Consider the following 22,064-nt stretch of genomic DNA (forward strand, 5'->3'; position numbering starts at 1 on the left):
TACGGCTATGGCCATATGGGAATGACCCGCGCGTACTAATGCTGCTCAACTAATGGCAGCTTTACAAAAAAGGTGGTACCCATATTGATGCGGGTTTCAAACCATATTTCCCCACGGGCCTGTTCTACAATATTCTTACACATAGCCAGTCCCAGGCCGGTACCTGAGTTTTTCGTAGTGAAGTTGGGTACAAAAATGCGGGACTGTATTTCCGGGGAAATGCCTTCGCCATTATCCTGCACGCTTACAATTACCCACTGACGGTCGTCTGTGGCTTTCATATGCATTACTATATTACCGCTCCTGCTTTCGGGGATAGCCTGTATGGCGTTTTGCAGCAGGTTGGTGAACAGGCGGTTCATCTGTGTTTTATCTGCATACACATAATAAGGCTGCGTGGGCTCATCATAGTGGATCTCACAGCCGGGCTGCCCCTGGTACAGCGCATGCAGGGAGTGCAGCGTTTCATTGAGCAGCAATACCTCGTTAACGGCTTCGCCTATACGGGAAAACGCAGAGAAGTCGGAGGCAATGTTGGAGAGGTGCTCTATCTGCTCCACCAGCGTATGGGCTACATTATTGGTAAGCTCCTTTACATTAGGGCTATCATTTCCTACGGCCCGCTGTAAATACTGGATGCTCAGCTTCATGGGGGTAAGTGGGTTCTTGATCTCGTGGGCCACCTGCCGGGCCATTTCGCGCCAGGCCCCTTCCCTTTCGCTCTTGGCCAGCTTTACAGCGCTCACTTCCAGCTTGCGCACCATTTTATTGTATTCCTTTACCAAGGCGCCTATTTCATCGTCTTTCTCCCACTCTATCTCATCATTACGCTGGCCCAGGTTCACATGGCGCAGCTTTTCCGTTACCAGTGAGAATGACTTGGTAATTGAATTGGTGATAAGCAGCGCCAGCATACCGGCTATTAAAAAGATGAATGCATTAAAATTGATCAGCGCTACCAGGAAGTTGGAGATCTGCTGGTTCAGCTCTGTTTGCGTGGCAAAATAAGGTACGTTGAGGTAGGCAAACACCTCTCCTTCCGGGTTGCGCAGGGGCACATAACCGGAAAGATAGCGCATGCTGCCTATTTGTTCTTCCTGTATGAATTGTATACGGTTCAGGCGGAACATATGGAAATAGGCTGCCGGGTGCATTTTGCGGGATAACAGGCCCTTCTCCGTCATTAAAGGCTGGGTGCTTACTTCCAGGTTGCCATCCCGGTCATAAATGTTAATGTCCAGCGCGCGGTCTTCCGCAATATCACTAACAGATGATTGCAGGCCGGATTGGAATACCGGGTCGTACAGGTCCTCCAGCTCATCAAACATACGCTGGGTGTAAAACTCCTTTTCCACATCATGGGCTACTTCGTTCATGGTTTTGCTAAGGCGCTCCCGGTTCTCTGTTTCCGAACGGTTAATGAAGAACAGGATGGTAGTGCCCCCCAGAATGATGAATGCAAATACCACCACAAAGATCACCGTGCCATGCACCTTGCGGCGGATGCTTACATCCACCAGCGCCCTTAGCTGCCCTATGCGCATCCGCGCTTTTACCAGCAGATCCAGCAGCCTGTAAATAACAATAATGAGCAGGAACAGGCAGAACATGTAGGCAAACAGCGTTATGAACTCAATAAAGCTGCGGCTTTCCTTTACCACCATCACCACCTTATCCCGCGAGGCTTTGTAAATGAGTACAGAATGGCCGTTCACTGTTTTCTCCGATACATCTGTTAAGGGTATATCGCTGTTATACAGCTTTATGGGAAAAGGGAAATCGTTGTTATTGCTTACCAGGATGTTCTTATCATAAATAGCGTAGGAATAGGCAGCGGCTGATTCTTTCTCCGGATCGCTCAGCTCCCCGTCTACCAGCAGCTCAGGATACAGCTTTTGCGGGTTTACCACAGCGGGTGTAAGCTCGTACACCATAGAGCCAATGATCACACTATCCCGGTAGAATACCTGTTTGCCAATATAGCTGTAATCATTAAAGCTGCGCTCATTATAATACAGGTCATTATCATTGCCTACCTGGTCTGACTGCTGCAGGATGCGCGGGTTCAGCGAATACAGGCTGGCGGTATCGGAAGGATAGATGGGATAGCCGTTTTCATCAAAGAAGTAAAAAGTAAGATTAAAACGGCTCAGATAACCTTTGAAATACTTCTGCTTCAGCTCATTTTCCAGCATTTCCCGTGGCAGCTGGCTGGAGCTGCGGCGGTCCTGGAAGAACAGCTGCATCAGCTCATCATCGCCGGCATTGCGGTTCACATCATTCAGCAGCATTTCCAGGTAAGGATCGCGCTGTTTGGAAAGGTTAATGGCCAGGCGTTCCCGCTGGCTTAATTCCTTTTTGTTATTGTAATATACCAGTACAGCGGAGGTAGTAACGGTAAGCAGCACCAGCCAGAATACGAATGCTACGGTTGCCAGGCTGTTCTGAAAACGGGAAGAGAACATGTCCAGCAGCATTACATAGAACAGCAGCCATAGCACCATTACCGTGAAGTACGGTATCTCCGGATTATGAATGCGGAACAGCAGCCACAAAATGCCTACTGCGCCTAAGAATATGTATTTAGTGCGGTGCCGCGACTGTGTAAGCTCATTCAGCAAAAAGTTAATGATCTGCGAAAAGAATAAAAAGCTAAAGGCTATAAAACCCAGTATGATGAAGCCTATAAGGCTGTATTCATTGAGGCTGAAAGGGTTGGTTACGTCAAAGGAGATCTTGGAATCTATTACCAGGCTTTGGATCAGCTCTGACAGGAACTGCCCTACAATGAACATTACCAGGCTGGCCAGGGCAATCACTAACCACGACTGCCATTTGTACCTGAGCGCCGGCGCGTTAATGGTTTTTACGTGCTCCCGGAAGAACAGCAGCATCCAGAAAGTGAGCAATACGTTCAGCAACAGATCGCCCAGGGAATGGAAGATCTCATCCTTGGCGTATATATAGGGCATGAAGATATTGAGGGCCCGCAGGTTGAACGGGAAGGGATATACGTAGCTAAGTACCCGCAGCGTGCCTACCATGAACAGCAGGTACAGAAATCCCATGAGGGGGTTCTTTTGCCGGGCCAGCAGCGTGGCAAAAAGGTTCAGGAATATAAGCACGCAAATACAGCCCAGCACCCGCAGTATAACGCTGAGCAGGTTGGGCGGGCTTGCATCCAGCGCAGGATCGTAGTACAGGTAAAATAAAATGATGTTCCTGTTATTGAGCACCGGTATGCCGGGCGGGCGCATTTGTATGCTGTATTCCTTGCCCAGGGCCGGCTTATCAAAAAAGTGATCTACCAGGTAGTCATTACTGATGCTGTATTCCATGGCTACCGGCAGCAGCCCTACCAGGTAGCGGCTATGCCCGGGTGTGCCGGGTAATTTGCGGCACAACACTTCGTAATAACCGTTCTTGAGCTTTGCAAAACCGGAGCCTTGTTTCAAAGGCTGCAGGTCATCCGGCTGCACCAGGTTGGTGCTCCAGAACAGCAGCCAGCGGCCGGTGGCCGTACTGTCGTATGCATATACGTAATAATCGCGGTTGTGCAGCGCTTTCAGCTCCTGTTCATTATAATTACGCTGAAAGAGGTGCCTCATGGTGAGCGTATCGGCTGCCAGCTGCTCAAAGGAAAGCTCCCGGTTATGCAGGCTTCTTTCCAGGCTGCGCTTTACTCCCTGCGGGGATGAATAGTACGACCAGTAATTGCTGAACAAAAAAGCAAAGGTGAATAACCATGCGGCTATGATCAGCAGGTAACCATGCCGCAGGAAAAAAAGGCGTATTTCTTTAATGTCTAACAAAGGCTGTAGTTATGTGCTGATATGATAATGTGCCGGGTAAATGTGCCAACATGCGGGTATTATTTGTGCCGGTTATTGCCTATTGTCCCGTTCATAACAGCCTGCAATATACGGCAGCACCTTAGCACATCGGCATATTAGCACATCAACATTATTCCGTTTTTTTAATATCGTTCCATAGCCCGTCCATTTCAGTGAGGGTCATATCAGAGAGCTGGCGCCCCTGTTCTGCGGCCAGGGTTTCCATTTGCTGAAAGCGGCGTATGAACTTTTTATTGGTGCGCTCCAGCGCATTTTCTGCATCTATTTTCAAAAAGCGGGAGTAGTTGACCAGGGAAAACAGCAGATCGCCAAATTCATCTTCCACCTCCTGCTGGTTGCCGGTTTGCAGGGCTTCCTGCAGCTCCTGCAGCTCTTCCTGCACTTTATCCATTACCTGTTGGGTATTATCCCATTCAAAGCCTACCTGTTTGGCTTTTTCCTGCAGGCGCATGGCTTTTACCAGGGCCGGCAGGGATACGGGTACGCCGCTGAGGGTAGATTTTTTTCCTTCTTTCAGCTTCAGCTTTTCCCAGTTCTGCTTTACCTGCTCTTCATTTTCCACCTGCACATCGCCATAAATATGCGGGTGCCGGTGAATGAGCTTGTTGCAGATACCGGTAATAACATCGTCTATGGTGAACTGTTGCTGCTCTGTTCCTATTTTAGCATAGAACACAATGTGCAGGAGGAGGTCGCCCAGCTCCTCTTTTATTGATTGCCAGTCGTTTTCAGTGATGGCATCGGCCAGCTCGTACATTTCTTCAATGGTAAGCTGCCGGAGTGATTGCAGGGTTTGTTTCCGGTCCCAGGGGCATTTTTCCCGGAGATCGTCCATAATGTTGAGCAGCTGCTGAAAGGAGGCGGTTTTTAGCATTTCCATTGGATAAAAATAGTAAAAATAGTCCACGGACTACAGGCGGTGCGGGGAGTCCATGGTCCATAGTCGATGGTCCATGGCCGTGTGCGCAGGGGAAGCGCTGAGAGGTGGGGTCGATGGTTGATAGCCTGGTGGTGGGGTGAGGAGTCCATGGTTATGGTTGATGGCCGGGTGCGTGGGGGAAAGATGGTGAAAGATGATGGCGGGTCCATGGTTGATGGCATAGTGTGTGCGGGAAGTGAGGGAGGAAGGTGGTTGGGTGTAACTGGTTGGCAGTGAGGCGGTGTTTATTTGCATTGAGAGTTGGGTGTTGGGCAGATGTGCCGGAATACAGGCAGCGCCAGCGGTTGTGGGCGGGCTAAACGGCATTTAAAAGATCATTATTTAACATACCGAGGGTTAGCAGCTATACGTTATAAGACCGGGATACTCATGAATTGTTACCACCGCGGACCTGTAGTAGACCATCGACTGGGGGGTAGTCTGCGAACTTTGAGCTGTGGGAATGTGGACCCATCGATACACGAACCACCGCCTCCGCGCACTCTGCTATGGACTATCGACCATGGACCGTGGACACAGGCGCCTCCGGCGCCTGTTAACAACTTTCGATTGCCGGAAAAGCCAATTTAGTTACATTTGCGACCGGTTTTTACAAAAGCCTTACTTTTTAATTATTCTTTATTAGTTAATTCATGAATACCAAACACATCGCACTCATTTCAGCGGAATTAGGTATTGCTGCCAGGCAGGCAGAAAATACCATGAACTTGTTGGCAGAAGGCGCTACGGTACCTTTTATCAGCCGCTACCGGAAAGAGGTAACCGGCAGCCTGGATGAAGTGCAGATCGCCCGTATTGAAGATCTGAAAAAACGCTACCAGGAAGTGGATGAACGCCGTGAGTTTATCATTAAAACCATCACGGAGCAGGAAAAAATGACCCCGGAGCTGCTGGGCAAGCTGGAAGCTAGCTGGAACCTTACGGAACTGGAGGACATGTACCTGCCTTACAAGCCCAAACGTAAAACCCGCGCTACCACGGCCATTGAAAAAGGACTGGAGCCGCTGGCCAAAATTATCTTTGAGCAGGAAGATATTGCGCTGGATACCCTGGCCGCCCAATATGTAAATGATAAAGTTGCTTCTGCAGACGAAGCCCTGAAAGGCGCCCGCGATATTATTGCCGAATGGATCAATGAGAACGCAGAGCTGCGTGATAAGCTGCGTAAGCTGTTTACCCACACGGCGGTGCTTACCTCCAAAGTAATAGAAGGTAAAGAAGAAGAAGGACAGAAATACAAAGACTACTTTGATTTCCAGGAAGAGCTGCCCGCCATCCCCTCCCACCGTGTGCTGGCTATCCTGCGCGGGGAAACAGAAGGTTTCCTGTACGCTACCGTAATGCCGGTGGAAGATGAAGCCCTGGAGATCATCCAGAAACAATTTGTGAAAGGCAGCGCTGCGGCCCGGGAACAAATGAACAAAGCTATAACGGACGCGTATAAACGCCTGCTGCGCCCCTCGCTGGAAAACGAGTTCCGCGCACTGGCCAAAGAAAAAGCTGATACCGAAGCTATTGACGTATTTGCTGAAAACCTGCGCCAGCTGCTGCTGGCAGCCCCGCTGGGCCCCAAAGGCGTAATAGCCATTGACCCCGGTTACCGTACCGGCTGTAAAGTAGTAGTGCTGGATGAGCAGGGCAATATGCAGGATAATGATGTAATATATCCCCTGGAAAAGAACTACAAACGCGATGAGGCAGAAGCCCTGCTGAAAAAATGGGCCAAACAATATAACACCCTGGCCATTGCCGTAGGTAATGGTACTGCCGGCCGTGAAACAGAAGAGTTTGTGAAGAAGATAGACTTTGGCACCAAGATCAATGTATTTATGGTGAACGAAAGCGGCGCTTCCGTATACTCCGCTTCTGAAGTGGCCCGTGAGGAATTCCCGGACCATGATGTTACCGTACGTGGCGCAGTATCCATCGGCCGCAGGCTCATAGACCCGCTGGCAGAGCTGGTGAAAATAGATCCCAAATCAATTGGTGTGGGACAGTACCAGCACGATGTGAACCAGTCGCACCTGAAACAAAGCCTGGACCGCGTGGTGGTAAGCTGCGTGAACAATGTGGGCGTGAACCTGAACACCGCTTCCAAACACCTGCTGGCCTATATCTCCGGCCTGGGCCCTTCCCTGGCGGAAAACATTGTGAAGTACCGTAAAGAGAACGGCGCTTTCAAGAGCCGCGCATCACTCAAGAAAGTACCCCGCCTGGGCGAAAAAGCTTTTGAACAGTGCGCGGGCTTCCTACGCATTGAAAACGGCGACAACCCGCTGGATAACTCTGCCGTGCACCCGGAACGTTATGGCCTGATAGAAGCCATGGCCGCCAAACAACAGTGCACCGTGCAGGAGCTGATGGCCAAGGAAGAACTGCGTAAAAAGATAAACCCGAAAGAATATGTGAGCGAAGAAGTAGGCTTATTGACGCTAGAAGACATTCTGAAAGAACTGGATAAACCCAGCCGCGACCCGCGCGATGAAATAGCCATCTTTGAATATGCAGAAGGCATCCATAAGATAGAAGATGTAAAACCCGGTATGACGCTGCCCGGCGTAGTAACCAATATCACCGCCTTTGGCGCCTTCGTAGATATTGGCGTTAAGCAGGATGGGCTGGTGCACATTTCCCACCTTTCCAACAAATTTGTGGGCAACCCTAACGAGGTGGTGAAGCTGAATCAGAAAGTAACGGTAACGGTGCTGGAGGTAGATGCCTCCCGCAAACGCATTTCCTTATCTATGAAAGATAATGAAGTGCCGGCGGCGGGTGGTGGCAGCAGCGGTGCACCGCGGAAGGAACGTAAGGATAACGGCAACAAGCCTGCTGGTAAGCAGGCGGCAGCAGCGCCGCTGAATGATTTTCAGGCTAAATTACAGGAGCTAAAGAAAAAATTTAATTAAGTTTCTTTTTTCTTGTTCCTTTTTGCTTCCCCAAAAAGGAACCAAAAAGGGGACCGCAACCGGTTACCGCCCGGTTGCGGGGTGGTACCTTGATTGAGCTTTTTTGCTACTGTGGTGCCGGGCTTTGGGGCCTTGATGATTGATGATTGATGATTGATGATTGATGATATTGGAGATATTGGAGAATAGAATTTAAAATGTAAAAGGGAATGCAGCAATCATGTACTGCATTCCCTTTTGCATTTAAGATTTTAGATTTGGTATCTTATTTTAATTTTATTTGGTATTCTTATTTCAGGAGGGTTTTTAGGAATATGCCAATGTCTTCGCCTTCGAGGATTACGCTTACTTTGGTTAGGTTAATGGCTTGCTGGGGCATGTAGCCTACTTCTGCGGTGGCAGGTTGTTGTGCAATGGTGAAGCCTCCGGCATCGGCAATGTTCTTGAGGCCTACAGCGCCATCGGCGTTTGCGCCGGATAATAATACGCCTACTAACGCGGGACCATATACGAGAGCGGCCGATTCGAAAGTTACATCGATACTGGGGCGGCTATAGTGCACTTTTTCAGAGGCATCCAGTGAAAAAGTATATTCGTTTTCCAGTAGTAAATGATAGTCCGGCGGGGCAATGTAAATGGTGCCTGGTAAAATGAGCTCCTTATCCTCTACTTCCTTTACTACCAGCTTTGTTTGGGAGGAAAGCAGATCTGTCAGAATGGAATCGCCGCTTTTGCCGCGGTGCACTACCACTACAAATGCAACATCTACTGCTTCCTGCACGGCAGCAACGATCTTCAGGATGCTATCCAGGCTGCCGGCCGAGCCGCCGATCACCACCATCCGGTATTTACTTACATCACCTTCCGCCATATTCTTTCCCTGTTTTCAAGTTGCTTAAACTTACGGGCGATGGGACTAAAACGCAGGTTCTCTTTAGAACCCAGCACCAGGAAACCCAGCTTTTCCAGGCTGTCGTCAAATAATGTGAGCACATTATCCTGCAGGTACTTATCAAAATAAATAAGCACGTTGCGGCAAAAGATCAATACAAATTCATTGAATGAGCGGTCGGAGACCAGGTTGTGCGTGGCTACGATCATCTTGGCCTTTAAGCGGTCGTCGAATTTGGCCCAGTTGTATTTGGCGGTGTAGTACTTTGAAAAATCATGCTTACCGCCGGAAAGAATATAGTTCTCTGAATATTGTTTCATTTCACTGATGGGGAACACGCCTTTGCGGATGTTCTCAATGGCTGTTGGGTTCAGGTCTGTTGCATATAGCAGTGATTTATGCAGCAGGTTAGCCTCATCCAGCAGGATGGCCATGGAATATACCTCCTCCCCTGTGGCACAGCCGGCATGCCAGATGCGGATAAAGGGATGCGTGGCCAGTATAGGCAGCACCTCTTCCCGGATGGTCTTAAACACCTGGGGATCGCGGAACATTTCCGTTACATTCACCGTTAGCTCCTCTACCATGCGGGTAAGGTAGGCAGGATCCTGGCGTACACGGTATAACAGCTCTGCAAAACTGGGGAAGCGGTCTATGATCATCAGGCGGCTCACCCTTCTTTTTAAAGAAGCGCGGGCGTAGTTGGTGAAGTCGTAGCCGTAGCTGCGGAACAATTCGTCCAGCAGCAGGTCCAGCTCTTCATCCTTCACACTATTTTCCATTTTATCGAACATATTCATCCAGCAGCTGCTGCAGTTTATCTATGTCTACCGGTTTTGAGATATAACCATCGGCCCCGGCGGCCAGGCATTTATCCCTGTCGCCTGCCATGGCCTGTGCGGTAACGGCTATTACCGGTATGTGCTGCCATTGGGGCGATGCTTTGAGTATGGGGATGGCCTCATACCCATCCATGTCCGGCATCATCATATCCATCAAAATGATGCCAATCGTATTTCCGGCTGCCAGCAGCTCAAACGCTTCCTGCATACCGGTGGCCGTTTCACAGTGAAAACCCCTGGCTTTCAGCACGGCGGTGAGGGCAAAAATATTCCTGCTGTCGTCGTCTATTATCAATATGCTACCCATTCCCTTATATATTGCTTTTGGAGTTATTCATATAGCCATACCCGTAACAGGGACACCAGCTGGTCTACATCCACCGGTTTGGTAATGTAGTCGGATGCGCCGGCATTGATACACTTCTCACGGTCGCCGGTCATGGCTTTGGCAGTTACCGCTATTACCGGCAGGTTGCGGTACTTATGCATTTGCCTGATGCGGCGCGTGGCTTCATACCCATCCATTTCCGGCATCATCATGTCCATCAGCACCAGGTCTACGTTGGGCGTTTCATCCAGCTGCTTAAGGGCTTCCCTGCCATCTATGGCGGAGATCACCTTCATACCATAGGCTTCCAGCGACTTGGTGAGGGAGAAGATGTTGCGCACATCATCATCCGCCACCAGCACTACCTTACCTTTCAGTACCTCGCTTAAAGCGCCCATACGTTTATAGCGGGTTACGCCGCGGTCTTTGGTATTCTCCTCTACCAGGTGCAGGAAAAGGGATACCTCGTCCAGGATGCGCTGGTAAGAGTGCGCTGTTTTTACTACGATCGAATCTGCATATTGCTTAATGCGCATTTCCTCCACATGTGAAAGGTTGCGGCCCGTGAATACAATAATGGGCAGGTTCTCGTACCCCGGCGATTTCTTTACTTCCTCCAATACATCGTACGAGTGCTGTGCGGGCACGCCCATGTCCAGGATCACACAATCCACCTCACTGCGGTTAAGGGCTGTAATGCCATCTCCTACTGTGGTCCGGATCTGTGTATGCACGTTAAATCCATCCAGGTAATAGGCCAGGGCCTGTGCATGTTTCTGGTTCTCTTCCACGATCAGCACTTTTTTCGGGTGACGGCTCAGCGCCTGCTCTATGCGCTGGAACACATCGCTCAGCTTATCTATATCTACCGGCTTATTTATAAAGTCTACTGCACCGCGCGACAGGCTGCGGGTTTTAGCCTGGTAAGACGACATCATGTGCACGGGAATGGGGCGGGTGGCGGCATCGGCTTTCAATTCCTCCATTACTTCCCAACCGGTTTTTACGGGCAGCTGTATATCCAGTAAAATGCCCAGTGGCCGGAACCGGCGGGCCAGCTCCACTCCTTCATCGCCCCTTACGGCTACAATCCCCTTATACCCTTTCTGCCGGGTATAGTCCAGCAGCGAGCGGGCAAAGGCGGTATCATCTTCTATGATCAGAATCACCTTTTCACCTGCGGTGATAGTATCACGGTCGTCCGGAACAGCGGGCGGGATATGCGCTGACAGGAACTGTGGATCTTTCATCAGCTCATCTTCCTTCGGTTTTTCCTGCTGTGAGGCGGTGATCTCTTCCTGCACCGGGGCCGGGATAATGGGTTTGGCGGGATGAATGGAGGCGCCTTTTTGCAGCGGCAGCGTAAGCGTAAAGGTGCTGCCCTTGCCTTCCTCACTCTCCAAACTGATCTCGCCTCCCAGCAGCTTGGCCAGCTCCCGGCTAATGGACAAGCCCAGGCCGGAGCCGCCGTACTTTCTGCGGGTAGAGCCATCTGCCTGCTGAAAGGCTTCAAATACAGTTTGCTGCTTATCTGCCGGTATACCAATGCCGGTATCCTGTACGGCAAAGGAAATGGTATGAGCGTCTTTAGAAATGTGCAGGGTAACGGCGCCGCGGGCGGTGAATTTCAGCGCATTGGAAATAAGGTTGCGCAGGATCTGCTGCAGGCGCAGGCGGTCTGTTTCCAGCATTTTAGGCAGATCGTCTGCTGCTGCTATGCGGAAGGTAATGTTCTTATCTTTTGCAATGGGGCCGAACAGGGAGCTCATTTCCCCTGTTACACTTTCAATGTCCACAAACTCATATTCCAGCTCCATTTTACCGGATTCTATCTTGGACAGGTCCAGTATTTCATCTATCAGCGTTAGCAGGCCATTACCGGAGCTGCGGATCACCGTAGCATATTCTATCTGGTCGCTGAGCAGATTACCGGCATGGTTCTCTGACAGGAGGCGGGAAAGCAGCAGGATGGAGTTGAGCGGCGTACGCAGCTCATGCGACATATTGGCCAGGAACTCTGATTTGTACTTAGTGGTTTGGGCCAGCTCTTCTGCCTTGGCCTGGATCTCAAAATTGCGTTCCAGGATCAGCTCGTTCTTTTCTTCCAGCAGGCGGCTGCGTTCTTCCAGCTCCTGGTTGGCCTGCTGCAGCTCTTCCTGCTGTACGCGCAGCTCTTCTTCAGAGGCCTGCAGCTTCTGCGACTGGGCTTCCAGCTCTGTATTAATATTTTCCAGCTCACTGTGCTGCGACTGCAATTCTTCTGACTGGGCCTGTGTTTCGGCCAGCAGGTCCTGCAGGCGCTGATGGTCTTTCGCGCTGTGAATGGCCTGGCCTATATTGTAGGATGCTATTTTCAGGAATTCGCGTACCACGGGGCTGTAAGTGCCCAGGGTAGCCAGCTCTATTACCCCTTTTAAACGGCGCTCATAAATGATGGGGACTGCAATAATACTTTGCGGCTTAATACTACCGGCAGTATGGTTCACTACCAGCGCTGCATCCGTTATATTTTCCAGCAACAGGTCTTTACGGGATAAGGCAGCCTGCCCGGCCAGCTCCTCACCCAGAAACAATGTTTTTTTAACGCTGTCCTTATTTAATCCATAGCTGGCAGTTAGTCCCAGGGTTTCCTCATCCTTCATCAAATAAACAGCGCCTACCTGGGAGCTGGTATAGTCTGTGATAAATTCAATAATGTTATAGGTCAATACATCCAGCTGTTTTTCACCGATCATTTTCTCATTCAGGCTGGCAATACCGGTTTGTGTCCATTCCTTGTGCGACAGGGTAGCGAAGGAATAGTCCAGCGATTGTGCCATCTTGTTCAGTGCCACACCCAGGGAGCCCAATACATCCTTCCCTTCATCACTTACCCTTACCTGGTAGTCACCGCCGGAGATCTTATCTGCAATACCCTGGATAATAGCCAGGCGGTTAGAGGTATCAATATCTTTTTGCTCCAGGGCGCGCTGCAGCACTACCCTTCTGTCATAATCAGCATTCACCCGCAGGAAGGACACAATGGCTACCAGCAGGGATAGCAGGGAGGCTATGACAATAAGCACCGGCGTATATGCTGCAAAACGGTTGGTTTTTTCGGTACGTTGTGTAAGCAGCGCCTGTTCCCGGTCCTGCATGGTTGTTACCAGGCGGCGTATTTCATCCATCTGCACTTTACCCAGTGTAAGGTCCTGCTCATTATTTGCAACGCCTCTTTTTTTAGCATCAATAATATCCCGTAACAGGGCAAAGCGCCGCACTACCAGGTCACGCAGCTGCTGCAGGGATTGTTGCTGCGAAGCATTATCGAGCGTAAGCTTTTCTACTTCATTCAGTGCAGTAAGGGCGCGGTCGCGGGCGCCATTATAAGGATCTAAAAACTCCGTTTTTCCGGTGAGCAGGTATCCCCGCTGCCCGGTTTCCCCATCTTTTAAAGCAGATGAGATCTGCTCCAGCTTCATGATCACATTATTGGTATGGTCTACCAACCCCTGCCCTTCCAGCAAATTATGGATGCTCATGTAAGATGCGACAGAGCTTATGATCACCAGGAAAAGGGACAGGCCGTAAGTGATTATTAAATTCCTTTTGAATGATTCGTTCATGTATATACGTTTATAGTCCCTGCGTTTCTGTTTCTAATATGGCGGTTTGTTTCAGCGGCAGCACCAGCATAAAAGTGGCGCCCTGGCCTTCCCTGCTTTCTGCGGAGATAAGGCCGTTATGTTTCTGGATGATCTTTTTTACGATGGTTAAGCCGATGCCGGTACCATGATATTCATCTTTGCCATGCAGGCGCTGGAACATGTGGAATATTTTATCGAGGTACATTTCATTAAACCCTATACCGTTGTCGGAAATATAGATGCGGCACCAGGCGCCTTTGCCGGAAATGCCGGCGGTGAGGGAGCGCTGGTCTATCAGCTCACTCCAGATCTTAATAACAGGCGGGGTATCTTTTTTAGCGAATTTAAGCGCATTGCTGACCAGGTTCTGGAACAGCTGCCGCATTTGGTCCGGGATGGCTTCAATGGAGGGCAGGTGGCTGATGTGCAGCACAGCTTCTTTTTCCTTAATGGCTACTTCCAGGTCGGCCATGGTTTCCTGTACCAGCTGGTTCAGGTTGCAGATATTGAACCGGGGCGGCTCTGCCAGATGGGAATAGCTAAGCAGGTCATTAATAAGGCTGCGCATGCGCTCTGAAGATGAGATGACCTTGTTCATGTACTGCAGGGCTTCCGGATCGCCGCCCAGGAACCGTTCTATTACCAGGCGGCTGAAGGTAATGATCTTGCGCAGGGGCTCCTGCAGGTCGTGGGAGGCTATGAAGGCATACTGCTGCAGCTCTGCATTGCTAAGCTCCAGCTCTTTATTGGCCTGCACCAGGGCTTTGGTACGCTCTTCCACCTTCTGCTCCAGCGTTTCTTTAATATCATTCAGCTCTTTTGTTTGCCGGTACAGGCGGGTAAAGGTTTTTACCTTTAGCAGCAGAATGTCGGCATCAAAGGGTTTGGTAATATAATCCACTCCGCCGGAGGCATATCCTTTGGTTACAAAACGTTTATCAATATTTACTGCGGACAGGAAAATGATGGGAATGTCCTTAGAGCGGCTGTAACCGGTAATGGTTTCTGCTACTTCATAGCCGTCCATACCGGGCATTTGCACATCGAGGATAATGAGCTCATATTCATTCCTGAGTATCCTTTTCAGGGCTTCTTCGCCGGAGGTGGCAGTGTCTACCTCATACAGATTGAGGCGGAGCAAAGCTTTTAACGAGTAAAGATTTTCCTGTTTGTCGTCAACGATCAAGATCATACTGGATGACTGAAATACATTAATAAAACCAGCTTCAGCAAATTACGCAGGCGGGTACGGTCTGGCGCAGGGTTTTGAGGGCCGCGTGCAGGTCAAGATGCACATTACCTGCAATGGCTTCCAGTATCTCCTGCAGCTCTTTGAGGCTGGTGGGCTTGGTAATAAAGCTCACCGCGCCCTTCTGCATGGCCTGTTCTACATCCTTTGGCTGTGAGGAGGTGGTGTACATGATCACCGGTATCTGTTTAAGGGTATCGTCCTCTTTAAGGGCTGCCAGGCACTGGCGGCCATCCATACGGGGCATGTTCAGGTCCAGGAAAATAACATCCGGCCGGGTAGTACCTTCCCGTAATGCGGCCAGCGCTTCGTGCCCATTGGCGGCGGAAGCGAACACCACTGCGGGGTCTACCTGCTGCAATACTTCTTCAAATAATGACGTGTCATCTAAATCATCATCAACCAGCAAAAATGTAGTTGGATTCTTCATATAATCGATCTATAGTTCGCGCAAAATTAACTCAATCTGAGGAGTATCAGTGTTTTCCCATAACAGTCCCCTCCGCGTAATGCGGCATTTTTGGACGTGTGTCCCTCCCCGTGTTGTGGTGTACGGCGGATCTTACAATTGAATAGAGGTATAAACGAATATTAAATATAAAAACATTTTACTGCATCCGGCTATTTTGCCTGGAATTTTTGTTTCCATTCCCGCAGGCGCTGGGGGTAGGCGGTATCCTTTTTCTCTGCAAAGATCTTTACCCGTCCTTTTACGGCTATGCCGGCATAAATAATATCGCGGTTCATATCTATAACCAGGGCGGCTTCGTCCATACCGCAGTTATGTGGCTGGCAGCCTTCGTTATAGAAGATGTTGCCTTCTATTTCTATGGGCGGGGCTACCTGGAAGCGCTGGAAGAACAGCAGGCTATCCCGGTTCAGCAGGCGGTGAAAACGTTCTTTCAGCGGCTCTTTATCCAGCAGGTCCACCTCGCCGGCATAGCGGCCGATATAATCCTCAAAACGGCTCCAGGAGGTGATCTCATCGGCCATAATGGTATCCGGTACGGGTATCATGGTGTCGGCGGAGGGTATCATAGTGGTATCCGGCCGGCGTTGTTCCGGTTTTTTGGGTATAACAGGCTTGCATGCACACAGCTGTATGCAAAACAGTGAAGGCAACAGCATTCTCATAGTTATGGTAGCGATTCTCATTAATTCAATTACAATTTTTGGGTGCTGCCGGGGTTCAGGTGTGTGTTGCTTTTACCAATAGTTATTATTTACCTGTAAAGCGCGGCGCCCGTTTTTCTATAAACGCCTGCATACCTTCTTTCTGATCGTCTGATGCGAACAGCAGGTAAAAATTCTTACGTTCAAAGTGCAACCCTTCCTCCAGGCTGCTGTCAAATGCTTTGAGCACTGCTTCCTTGGCCATTTTAGTGGCCAGGGGGCTCATACCGGCTATTTCTTTTGCCAGTTTTATAGCTTCTTCCAGGTATAGCTCTACAGGCGTTATACGGTTAACCAACCCGGCCTGCAGGGCTTCTGCGGCGGTGATAAAACGTCCTGTAAGCACCATTTCCATGGCCAGGGCTTTACCTACGGCCCTGGTAAGGCGCTGGGTGCCCCCTGCGCCGGGCATTACGCCTAGCTTAATCTCCGGCTGTCCGAAACGGGCGGTTTCACTGGCTACGATCATATCGCACAGCATGGCCAGCTCGCACCCCCCACCCAGTGCAAAACCGCTTACGGCTGCTATGATGGGTTTCTTTGTTTTTTTGATGGCGTCCCAGGTGCTGAACTGATCGGTGTTATACATGTCTATGGCGCTTTTACCTGCCATTTGTGTAATATCGGCCCCGGCTGCAAATGCTTTTTCATTGCCACTGATGATGATTGCGCGAACCTGGTCGTCGGCGTCCAGTGTTTGCAGGGCTGTTTTCAGCTCTGTCATCAGTTGCAGGTTCAGCGCATTGAGTGCATTGGGACGGTTCAGCTGTATGTGTGCAACGTGGGTTGCTACCTGTTGGTGTACGATTATAAATTCCGGTTGCATCTATAAAATTACAGAATTACCGCAAATATGATCAGGATAAAGAATACGCCTACAAAAGCAAAGCTGATACCATACCCGAATAAGAGCAGCAACGATTTCCCGAACGACCGCATAAAGCTTTGATGATAGGTATTCCGTAGCGCCAGCACCAGGTACCCGAATATAAGCCATACGCTCCAGCCTATGAAGCCGTCCACACCCGTGAGCTTTTCCAGGATATAGGCCAGCAGCAGTACCGTGTACGCAAAGCAGTGCACATGCAGGGCAAAAATGGCATGATCCGTATAATACCAGCGCTTCCAGTTGTAAATGAGCTTTAACCAAAGGGCAAATAAGGGCAGCAGCACAAACATCATTTTAGGGAAATGGTGCTTGAGGGATTCTGAGAGGTTTTCCTGCAGGCGGTCATCTCCCGGGTTCAAACGCATCCACTTATGGGTAAAGTACCGTTTAAGCCAGCCGTCCCTTTGTGCTTTTGGCATGGCTGCCTGCGCGGAATCGTAGGCTTCCTCATTCCCATATTTATTGCGCGGATCGTCCTCACTGTCGGTTAATCTCAGGTCGTCGTCTTCCTCAGCTTTTGCGGCGGTATGCCTGGCGGCGGCCGTATCATGGCTGCCGGCAGCTACCGGCGCCACGGCGTTATGACTCCTGGCGGAATCGTACCGGTAGCGGTATGCCAGGGAATCCACTGCCCGGGCAAGTTCCTTATTATTTTTGAGCGAATCCTTTACGGCGCCCAGGATCCCGGTAATGGAGGGTATCTTTTGACTTTCATCTTCCTCATGCTGCTTTGCAGCTGCTTCCTTTTCGGCGGAGCGTTTTTCGTTCTTTTCATGGGAATCATGGGAAAGCATGGCCCAGGTGAGGAAAAACACAAAGGATACAAAAATGTACAGCTTAATGGGGTTTACAAAGGCTACCCGGCGGCCGGCCATGTATTCTTTGGTTAAACGCCCCGGCCTGAATAACAGGTAACTGATCGTTTGCAGAAACTGGGAATCATAATGCAGCACATCGCCTACAAAATGTTTTACCAGGTGACCAAAAGATTCATGGGGAACGGCATTTTCCTGGCCGCAGTGCGTACAATACCTTTCCGGAACTTCCGTTCCGCAATTCAGGCAGTGTTTATCCTCCCGTAATGGTTGTGTTTTCAAGTAATTGCTAGGTTAGGCGCCTCAAAATAGCAAATCTTTACCGCAAATTTCCAAAGGACAGAAAATCTTATATATCTAAAAAATTTTCAAATGATTTCAACGTTAGTATTTTTGTCACCGATTAGCATTTACGCGTTCAAACTATGATGCACATTAAAAAGTACTGTTTATTAGCGGGTTGCCTGCTGCTGTTCACTGCCCGTAGCATGGCCCAATATTATTACCAGGATATTTACAATACGCGCCAGACCAGCAGTAATATGGCGCAGCTGAAGGAAAACAACGTAAGGGTACAGGAGGTACAAAGCCTGGATGCCAGTATGGAAACCGACAATGATTTCAGGTGCCAGCGCATCCTTTCGCCCAATTTCCGGCAAATGCGGGCCATTACGCAGTCGCGGGGTACGGGACTGAGTATTATGACCTCTACCTTCTCTGCCAAAGGCACGCTTATGAAAACCACGGACAGTACGGAGAGCAGCATTACTACCATCCAGTACAAATACGATACGGCGGGGCGGCTTACGGACATTCATACCAGCTCCCTTTCAGAGGCGGGCAGCAGCAAGTTCCGTGTTACAGAAACCCGTACTTACCTGTATGATGAAAAGGGCCACCTGGCCAGCATGATCCATAAAAAGAGCCTGGGCGGCAATGACTCTACCACCGTGCTGTTTAAAACGGATGAACAAGGGCATGTAATAGAGGAGCAGGAATATGGCAAGAACATGCGCAGCCCGCGCATTTATTATAACTATGATGCACAGGGCCGGTTAACGGATGTGCTGCGGTACCATACCGGTAAAAAACGCATGCTGCCGGATTATATGTTTGAGTATGATGCGCAGCAACGCCTTTCACAAATGACCACTGTAAATGCTGAAACGGCTGATTACACTGTTTGGAAATATAAGTATGATGAAAAAGGATTGCCGCTGCGGGAAGAGTGTTATGGTAAAGAGAAAGCGCTGCTGGGCATTGTGAAATATAATTACGAGTTCCTTAAATAAACATCTTATCTAGCGCCATAGCGGGTAACAGGGCTTTATGATATTTTTATGACATAACACCGTTCCTTGTTAACGGTAATCAATGTATATTTAGAGATATGCTTATGTCAATGTAGTGACCCATTTTTAAAGCCCTGTTATTTGCTGTATGGAAACTCCGTTCACTTTTTGTGACAACCTGGTCATAAGGGTTCCGCGTTTGCCTTTTCAACCACATTTTGAAGCAGCTACAGTACAGCAATTGCTTACAGATGCCGCCTTCCTGGAATCAGTGTACATTGCCTCACCGGTTTTATATGATGAGGCAGTGCGTTTACGCGAAGGGCAGCTGCATACGGCAAAAGAACAGGCTAAGGTTACGGATGCGCTGGTTAAATATTATACCCGCTCCTACAGCCGCTGCACTCCTTTTGGATTATTTTCTTCTTGCACTACTTTACCCTGGGCGCAAACACCCTCCCCTGCTGACTTTAAAGCCATGCCCCTGCAAAGGCGCACACGGCTGGATATGTATTACCTGGGTGCATTAGCCCAGGAGCTGCTGCAGCTGCCCTCCATACGGGAACGGCTATTGTTTTTTCCGAACAACAGCCGGTATGTAATGGGGAACGAGCTGCGGTACATGGAATACGAGTATGTGGAAAACAAACGGTTTTACCGCATTAGCGCAGTGGAGCACCAGCCAGCTTTGCAGACGGTGCTGGCTGCTGCAGAAAAAGGGGCTACGCTGTTTGAGCTATGTGCTTTATTAACGGTTCCCGGGCCTGATGCGCTGGACTATATTAATTCCCTTGTAACTGCACAGGTACTGGTAAGCGAGCTGGAACCAGCCATTACCGGCCCTGCTTTTTTAACACAGCTGCTAACTGTGCTGCAGCGGTTACAGGCGCCTGCCGCACCCGTATTGGAGCAGGTGCAGGCTGCCCTGCAAGCGCTGGATGCGCAGGATACCAACCCCATTGCTGCTTACGAACATATTATACAACTGATCACACAGCTGCAAATACCTTTTGAAGCGGGCAAGCTGCTGCAGGTAGATGCATTCCGCCCGGCAGCTGCCGGCGGTGGTGTGCCTGCCAGCTTACAGGCGGATCTGTCAGGCGCGCTGGACATTTTACATACCCTGCACCAATATAAAGGAGGTAATATACCTGCCTTACAAACCTTTATTGAAAAATTTTATGCGCGGTATGCGGATGAAGCCATTCCGCTGGTACAGGCGCTGGATGCGGAATCCGGCATAGGCTACCCGGCCGGGACGGCTGCGTCATTTGCACCGCTGGTAGACGGGCTGCCCATACCGGCACAAACGGACACGCCTGCACGTACCTTAACGGCTACAGATGAATGGCTGCTGGCACAGCTAACGCGCTGCCTGCATACCGGGCAGCAGGAGCTGGTGCTGGACGATGCTGTTATTCCGCGCAGCGCAGATCATACGGAGACCTTCCCTCCTTCCCTTTCTGCCGTGTTCCGACTGCTGGATGCAGCTAGCGGCCACCTGCAGCTGGAAGGCTTTTTTGGCCCCAGCGCAGCAGGTATGTTAGGCCGCTTTGCCTATGGCGATAGCCAGCTACATGACCTGACACTGCATATTACGCAGGAAGAACAACGGCTGAATGAAGGGGTGATCTTTGCAGAGATCATTCACCTGCCGGATAACCGGACAGGCAACGTGATCCTGCACCCGGCTTTCAGGGAATATGAGATCCCTTACCTGGCACAATCCTCCCTGCCTGCGGAGCGGCAAATACCTATACAGGACCTGTACCTGCGCGTGGTGGACCAGCAGCTGCAGCTATTTTCCAAAAAGCTGGATAAACAAATTATACCGCGGTTAAGCAACATGCATAACTATGCGCTGCATGCATTACCCATCTATTACTTTTTATGCGACCTGCAAAAGCAAGGTTTGCACACTGCTTATTTGTTTGAGTGGAAGACCCAGCCTTTCCGCTTTACTTTTTTGCCGCGGGTACGGTATAAGAATATTGTATTAAGCGTGGCGCAATGGCAGCTGGAACAGGCAGACATCAGCGATTTGCAGCAAAGCACCATGGAGGCCCTGCCGGCCGCCGTGCAGCGCTTCCGGGAGCAGTGGCAGCTACCGCAGCTGCTGGTGCTGGCAGACGGAGATCATGAGCTGCTGATAGACCTGGATAATTTATATACGGTACAGGCCTGGTTACGCACGGTGAAACAACGGACCACGTTTACTCTTAAAGAATTTTTACCTGGTACCGGCGACTATGTACAGCAATGCGTGGCGCCCATGATCAAAACCACGGCTACGTATAACCCTGTACGTGAGCCGGTGGAAACTATTATTACACCGGGCATACAACGCAGCTTTCCCGTGGGATCGGAATGGCTGTATTATAAGCTGTATTGCGGGCCTTCGCTGGCGGACAATATACTTACAGAACAGGTACGGCCTGTAATAGAAACATTAACGGCAGCCGGTATTATAGACCAGTGGTTCTTTATCCGCTACCTGGACCCTGACTTTCACCTGCGTATACGCTTTCACTTAACGGACAGCAGGCTGGCAGGGGAAGCAATTGCCCTGCTAAGCCAGGCCCTGGCGCCTTTGCAGGCATCGCACATGATCTGGAAAACACGCCTGGATACTTATAAACGGGAGCTGGAAAGATACGGCGGCGCTGCTGCCATGGCACTGTCTGAAAAGCTGTTCTTTTACGACAGCCAGACCACCCTGGAACTGTTAGCCATGCTGAGTGGCGATGAGCAGGAAAAAATAAAATGGTTATGGGCACTGAAAGGCATGGATACCTGGCTGAATGATCTTCAGCTGGATGCTACGGAGAAGAGAGCCTTCATTCTGCAGCAGAAGACAGCCTTTGCACAGGAAATGCAGGTGGATAAACCCATGCGGCAGCGGCTGAACCAGCAGTATGAGCAGCATGCCGCCTACATCCATGAAATTATGGAAGCTATTACCCCGCAGAACCGTTTTTACCCGGTGCTGCAGCTGCTGGAAGCACGCAGCCAACAGGTTGCGCCCCTTGCGCAGCAGCTCATTCAGCTACGGCAACAGGGGCGGCTTAATGTTAACTGGTTCCATTTAACGGGCAGCTATGTGCACATGATGATAAACCGGATCATGACCAGTAAACCGCGGCAATATGAAATGGCGCTATATGATATCCTGGACCGGTATGAAGCACGGAAGTATTATTTGGCCAATATACAAAAGGGGTAGCCGAAACACCTTTAAAAGAGTAGGCATTTATTGTT

At 50.0% G+C, this 22,064-nt stretch carries 14 protein-coding genes; 3 read left to right on the top strand and 11 right to left on the bottom strand.

The window, feature by feature from the left end:
- Nucleotides 1-35: 35 nt before the first annotated feature.
- Nucleotides 36-3,812, bottom strand: coding sequence for a sensor histidine kinase (locus BMZ54_RS18230; protein ID WP_089915039.1), 3,777 nt, complete (start codon nt 3,810-3,812; stop codon nt 36-38).
- A 151-nt stretch (nt 3,813-3,963) separates the two neighbouring features.
- A complete protein-coding gene (mazG, locus tag BMZ54_RS18235; RefSeq protein WP_238386612.1) occupies nt 3,964-4,734 on the bottom strand; it encodes a nucleoside triphosphate pyrophosphohydrolase in 771 nt (256 codons plus the stop codon).
- Nucleotides 4,735-5,426: 692 nt separating this feature from the next.
- Here mazG and BMZ54_RS18245 point away from each other — a divergent pair.
- Nucleotides 5,427-7,700 (top strand): Tex family protein, encoded by a 2,274-nt coding sequence (locus BMZ54_RS18245; protein ID WP_089915047.1) that lies wholly within the window; start codon nt 5,427-5,429, stop codon nt 7,698-7,700.
- 289 nt (nt 7,701-7,989) lie between these two features.
- Here the strand turns inward: BMZ54_RS18245 and BMZ54_RS18250 are convergent, their stop codons facing one another.
- The 9 genes from BMZ54_RS18250 to BMZ54_RS18290 all read right to left on the bottom strand — a co-directional run bounded on the left by BMZ54_RS18250 (nt 7,990) and on the right by BMZ54_RS18290 (nt 17,796).
- Nucleotides 7,990-8,571 carry a chemotaxis protein CheB gene (locus BMZ54_RS18250; RefSeq protein ID WP_089915049.1) on the bottom strand — a complete coding sequence of 194 codons (582 nt, stop codon included), beginning with the start codon at nt 8,569-8,571 and terminating at the stop codon, nt 7,990-7,992.
- Nucleotides 8,553-9,392, bottom strand: a complete 840-nt coding sequence (locus BMZ54_RS18255) for a CheR family methyltransferase (RefSeq protein ID WP_238386613.1) — start codon at nt 9,390-9,392, stop codon at nt 8,553-8,555. The genes BMZ54_RS18250 and BMZ54_RS18255 overlap by 19 nt, the downstream gene beginning before the upstream one ends.
- Entirely contained in the window at nt 9,376-9,741 is a 366-nt protein-coding gene (locus BMZ54_RS18260) for a response regulator (protein ID WP_089915051.1), read from the bottom strand. Before BMZ54_RS18260 ends, BMZ54_RS18255 begins: the two co-directional genes overlap by 17 nt.
- A 23-nt stretch (nt 9,742-9,764) precedes the next feature.
- On the bottom strand, nt 9,765-13,367 hold the full coding sequence (locus BMZ54_RS18265; RefSeq protein ID WP_089915054.1) for a response regulator: 3,603 nt from the start codon (nt 13,365-13,367) through the stop codon (nt 9,765-9,767).
- Between the two features lie 10 nt (nt 13,368-13,377).
- Nucleotides 13,378-14,580 carry a sensor histidine kinase gene (locus BMZ54_RS18270; RefSeq protein ID WP_089915057.1) on the bottom strand — a complete coding sequence of 401 codons (1,203 nt, stop codon included), beginning with the start codon at nt 14,578-14,580 and terminating at the stop codon, nt 13,378-13,380.
- Nucleotides 14,581-14,614: 34 nt separating this feature from the next.
- Complete coding sequence (locus BMZ54_RS18275; RefSeq protein WP_089915059.1) at nt 14,615-15,067, bottom strand: response regulator; 453 nt, start codon at nt 15,065-15,067, stop codon at nt 14,615-14,617.
- A gap of 191 nt (nt 15,068-15,258) precedes the next feature.
- Complete coding sequence (locus tag BMZ54_RS18280; RefSeq protein WP_089915062.1) at nt 15,259-15,765, bottom strand: hypothetical protein; 507 nt, start codon at nt 15,763-15,765, stop codon at nt 15,259-15,261.
- A gap of 91 nt (nt 15,766-15,856) precedes the next feature.
- The gene (locus tag BMZ54_RS18285) at nt 15,857-16,636 is read right to left on the bottom strand and encodes an enoyl-CoA hydratase-related protein (protein WP_089915065.1); all 780 of its coding nucleotides are present in this window, start codon (nt 16,634-16,636) and stop codon (nt 15,857-15,859) included.
- Between the two features lie 8 nt (nt 16,637-16,644).
- On the bottom strand, nt 16,645-17,796 hold the full coding sequence (locus BMZ54_RS18290) for a DUF3667 domain-containing protein (protein WP_089915068.1): 1,152 nt from the start codon (nt 17,794-17,796) through the stop codon (nt 16,645-16,647).
- A gap of 143 nt (nt 17,797-17,939) precedes the next feature.
- Between BMZ54_RS18290 and BMZ54_RS18295 the strand changes: the two genes are divergently transcribed.
- Both BMZ54_RS18295 and BMZ54_RS18300 read left to right on the top strand, forming a co-directional pair.
- Nucleotides 17,940-18,806: an RHS repeat domain-containing protein gene (locus BMZ54_RS18295; protein ID WP_089915071.1), complete on the top strand. Its 867-nt coding sequence runs from the start codon at nt 17,940-17,942 to the stop codon at nt 18,804-18,806.
- Nucleotides 18,807-18,954: 148 nt separating this feature from the next.
- Entirely contained in the window at nt 18,955-22,029 is a 3,075-nt protein-coding gene (locus BMZ54_RS18300) for a lantibiotic dehydratase (protein ID WP_089915076.1), read from the top strand.
- Nucleotides 22,030-22,064 lie beyond the last annotated feature (35 nt).

Source organism: Chitinophaga rupis (genome assembly GCF_900109685.1).
Classification (GTDB): domain Bacteria; phylum Bacteroidota; class Bacteroidia; order Chitinophagales; family Chitinophagaceae; genus Chitinophaga; species Chitinophaga rupis.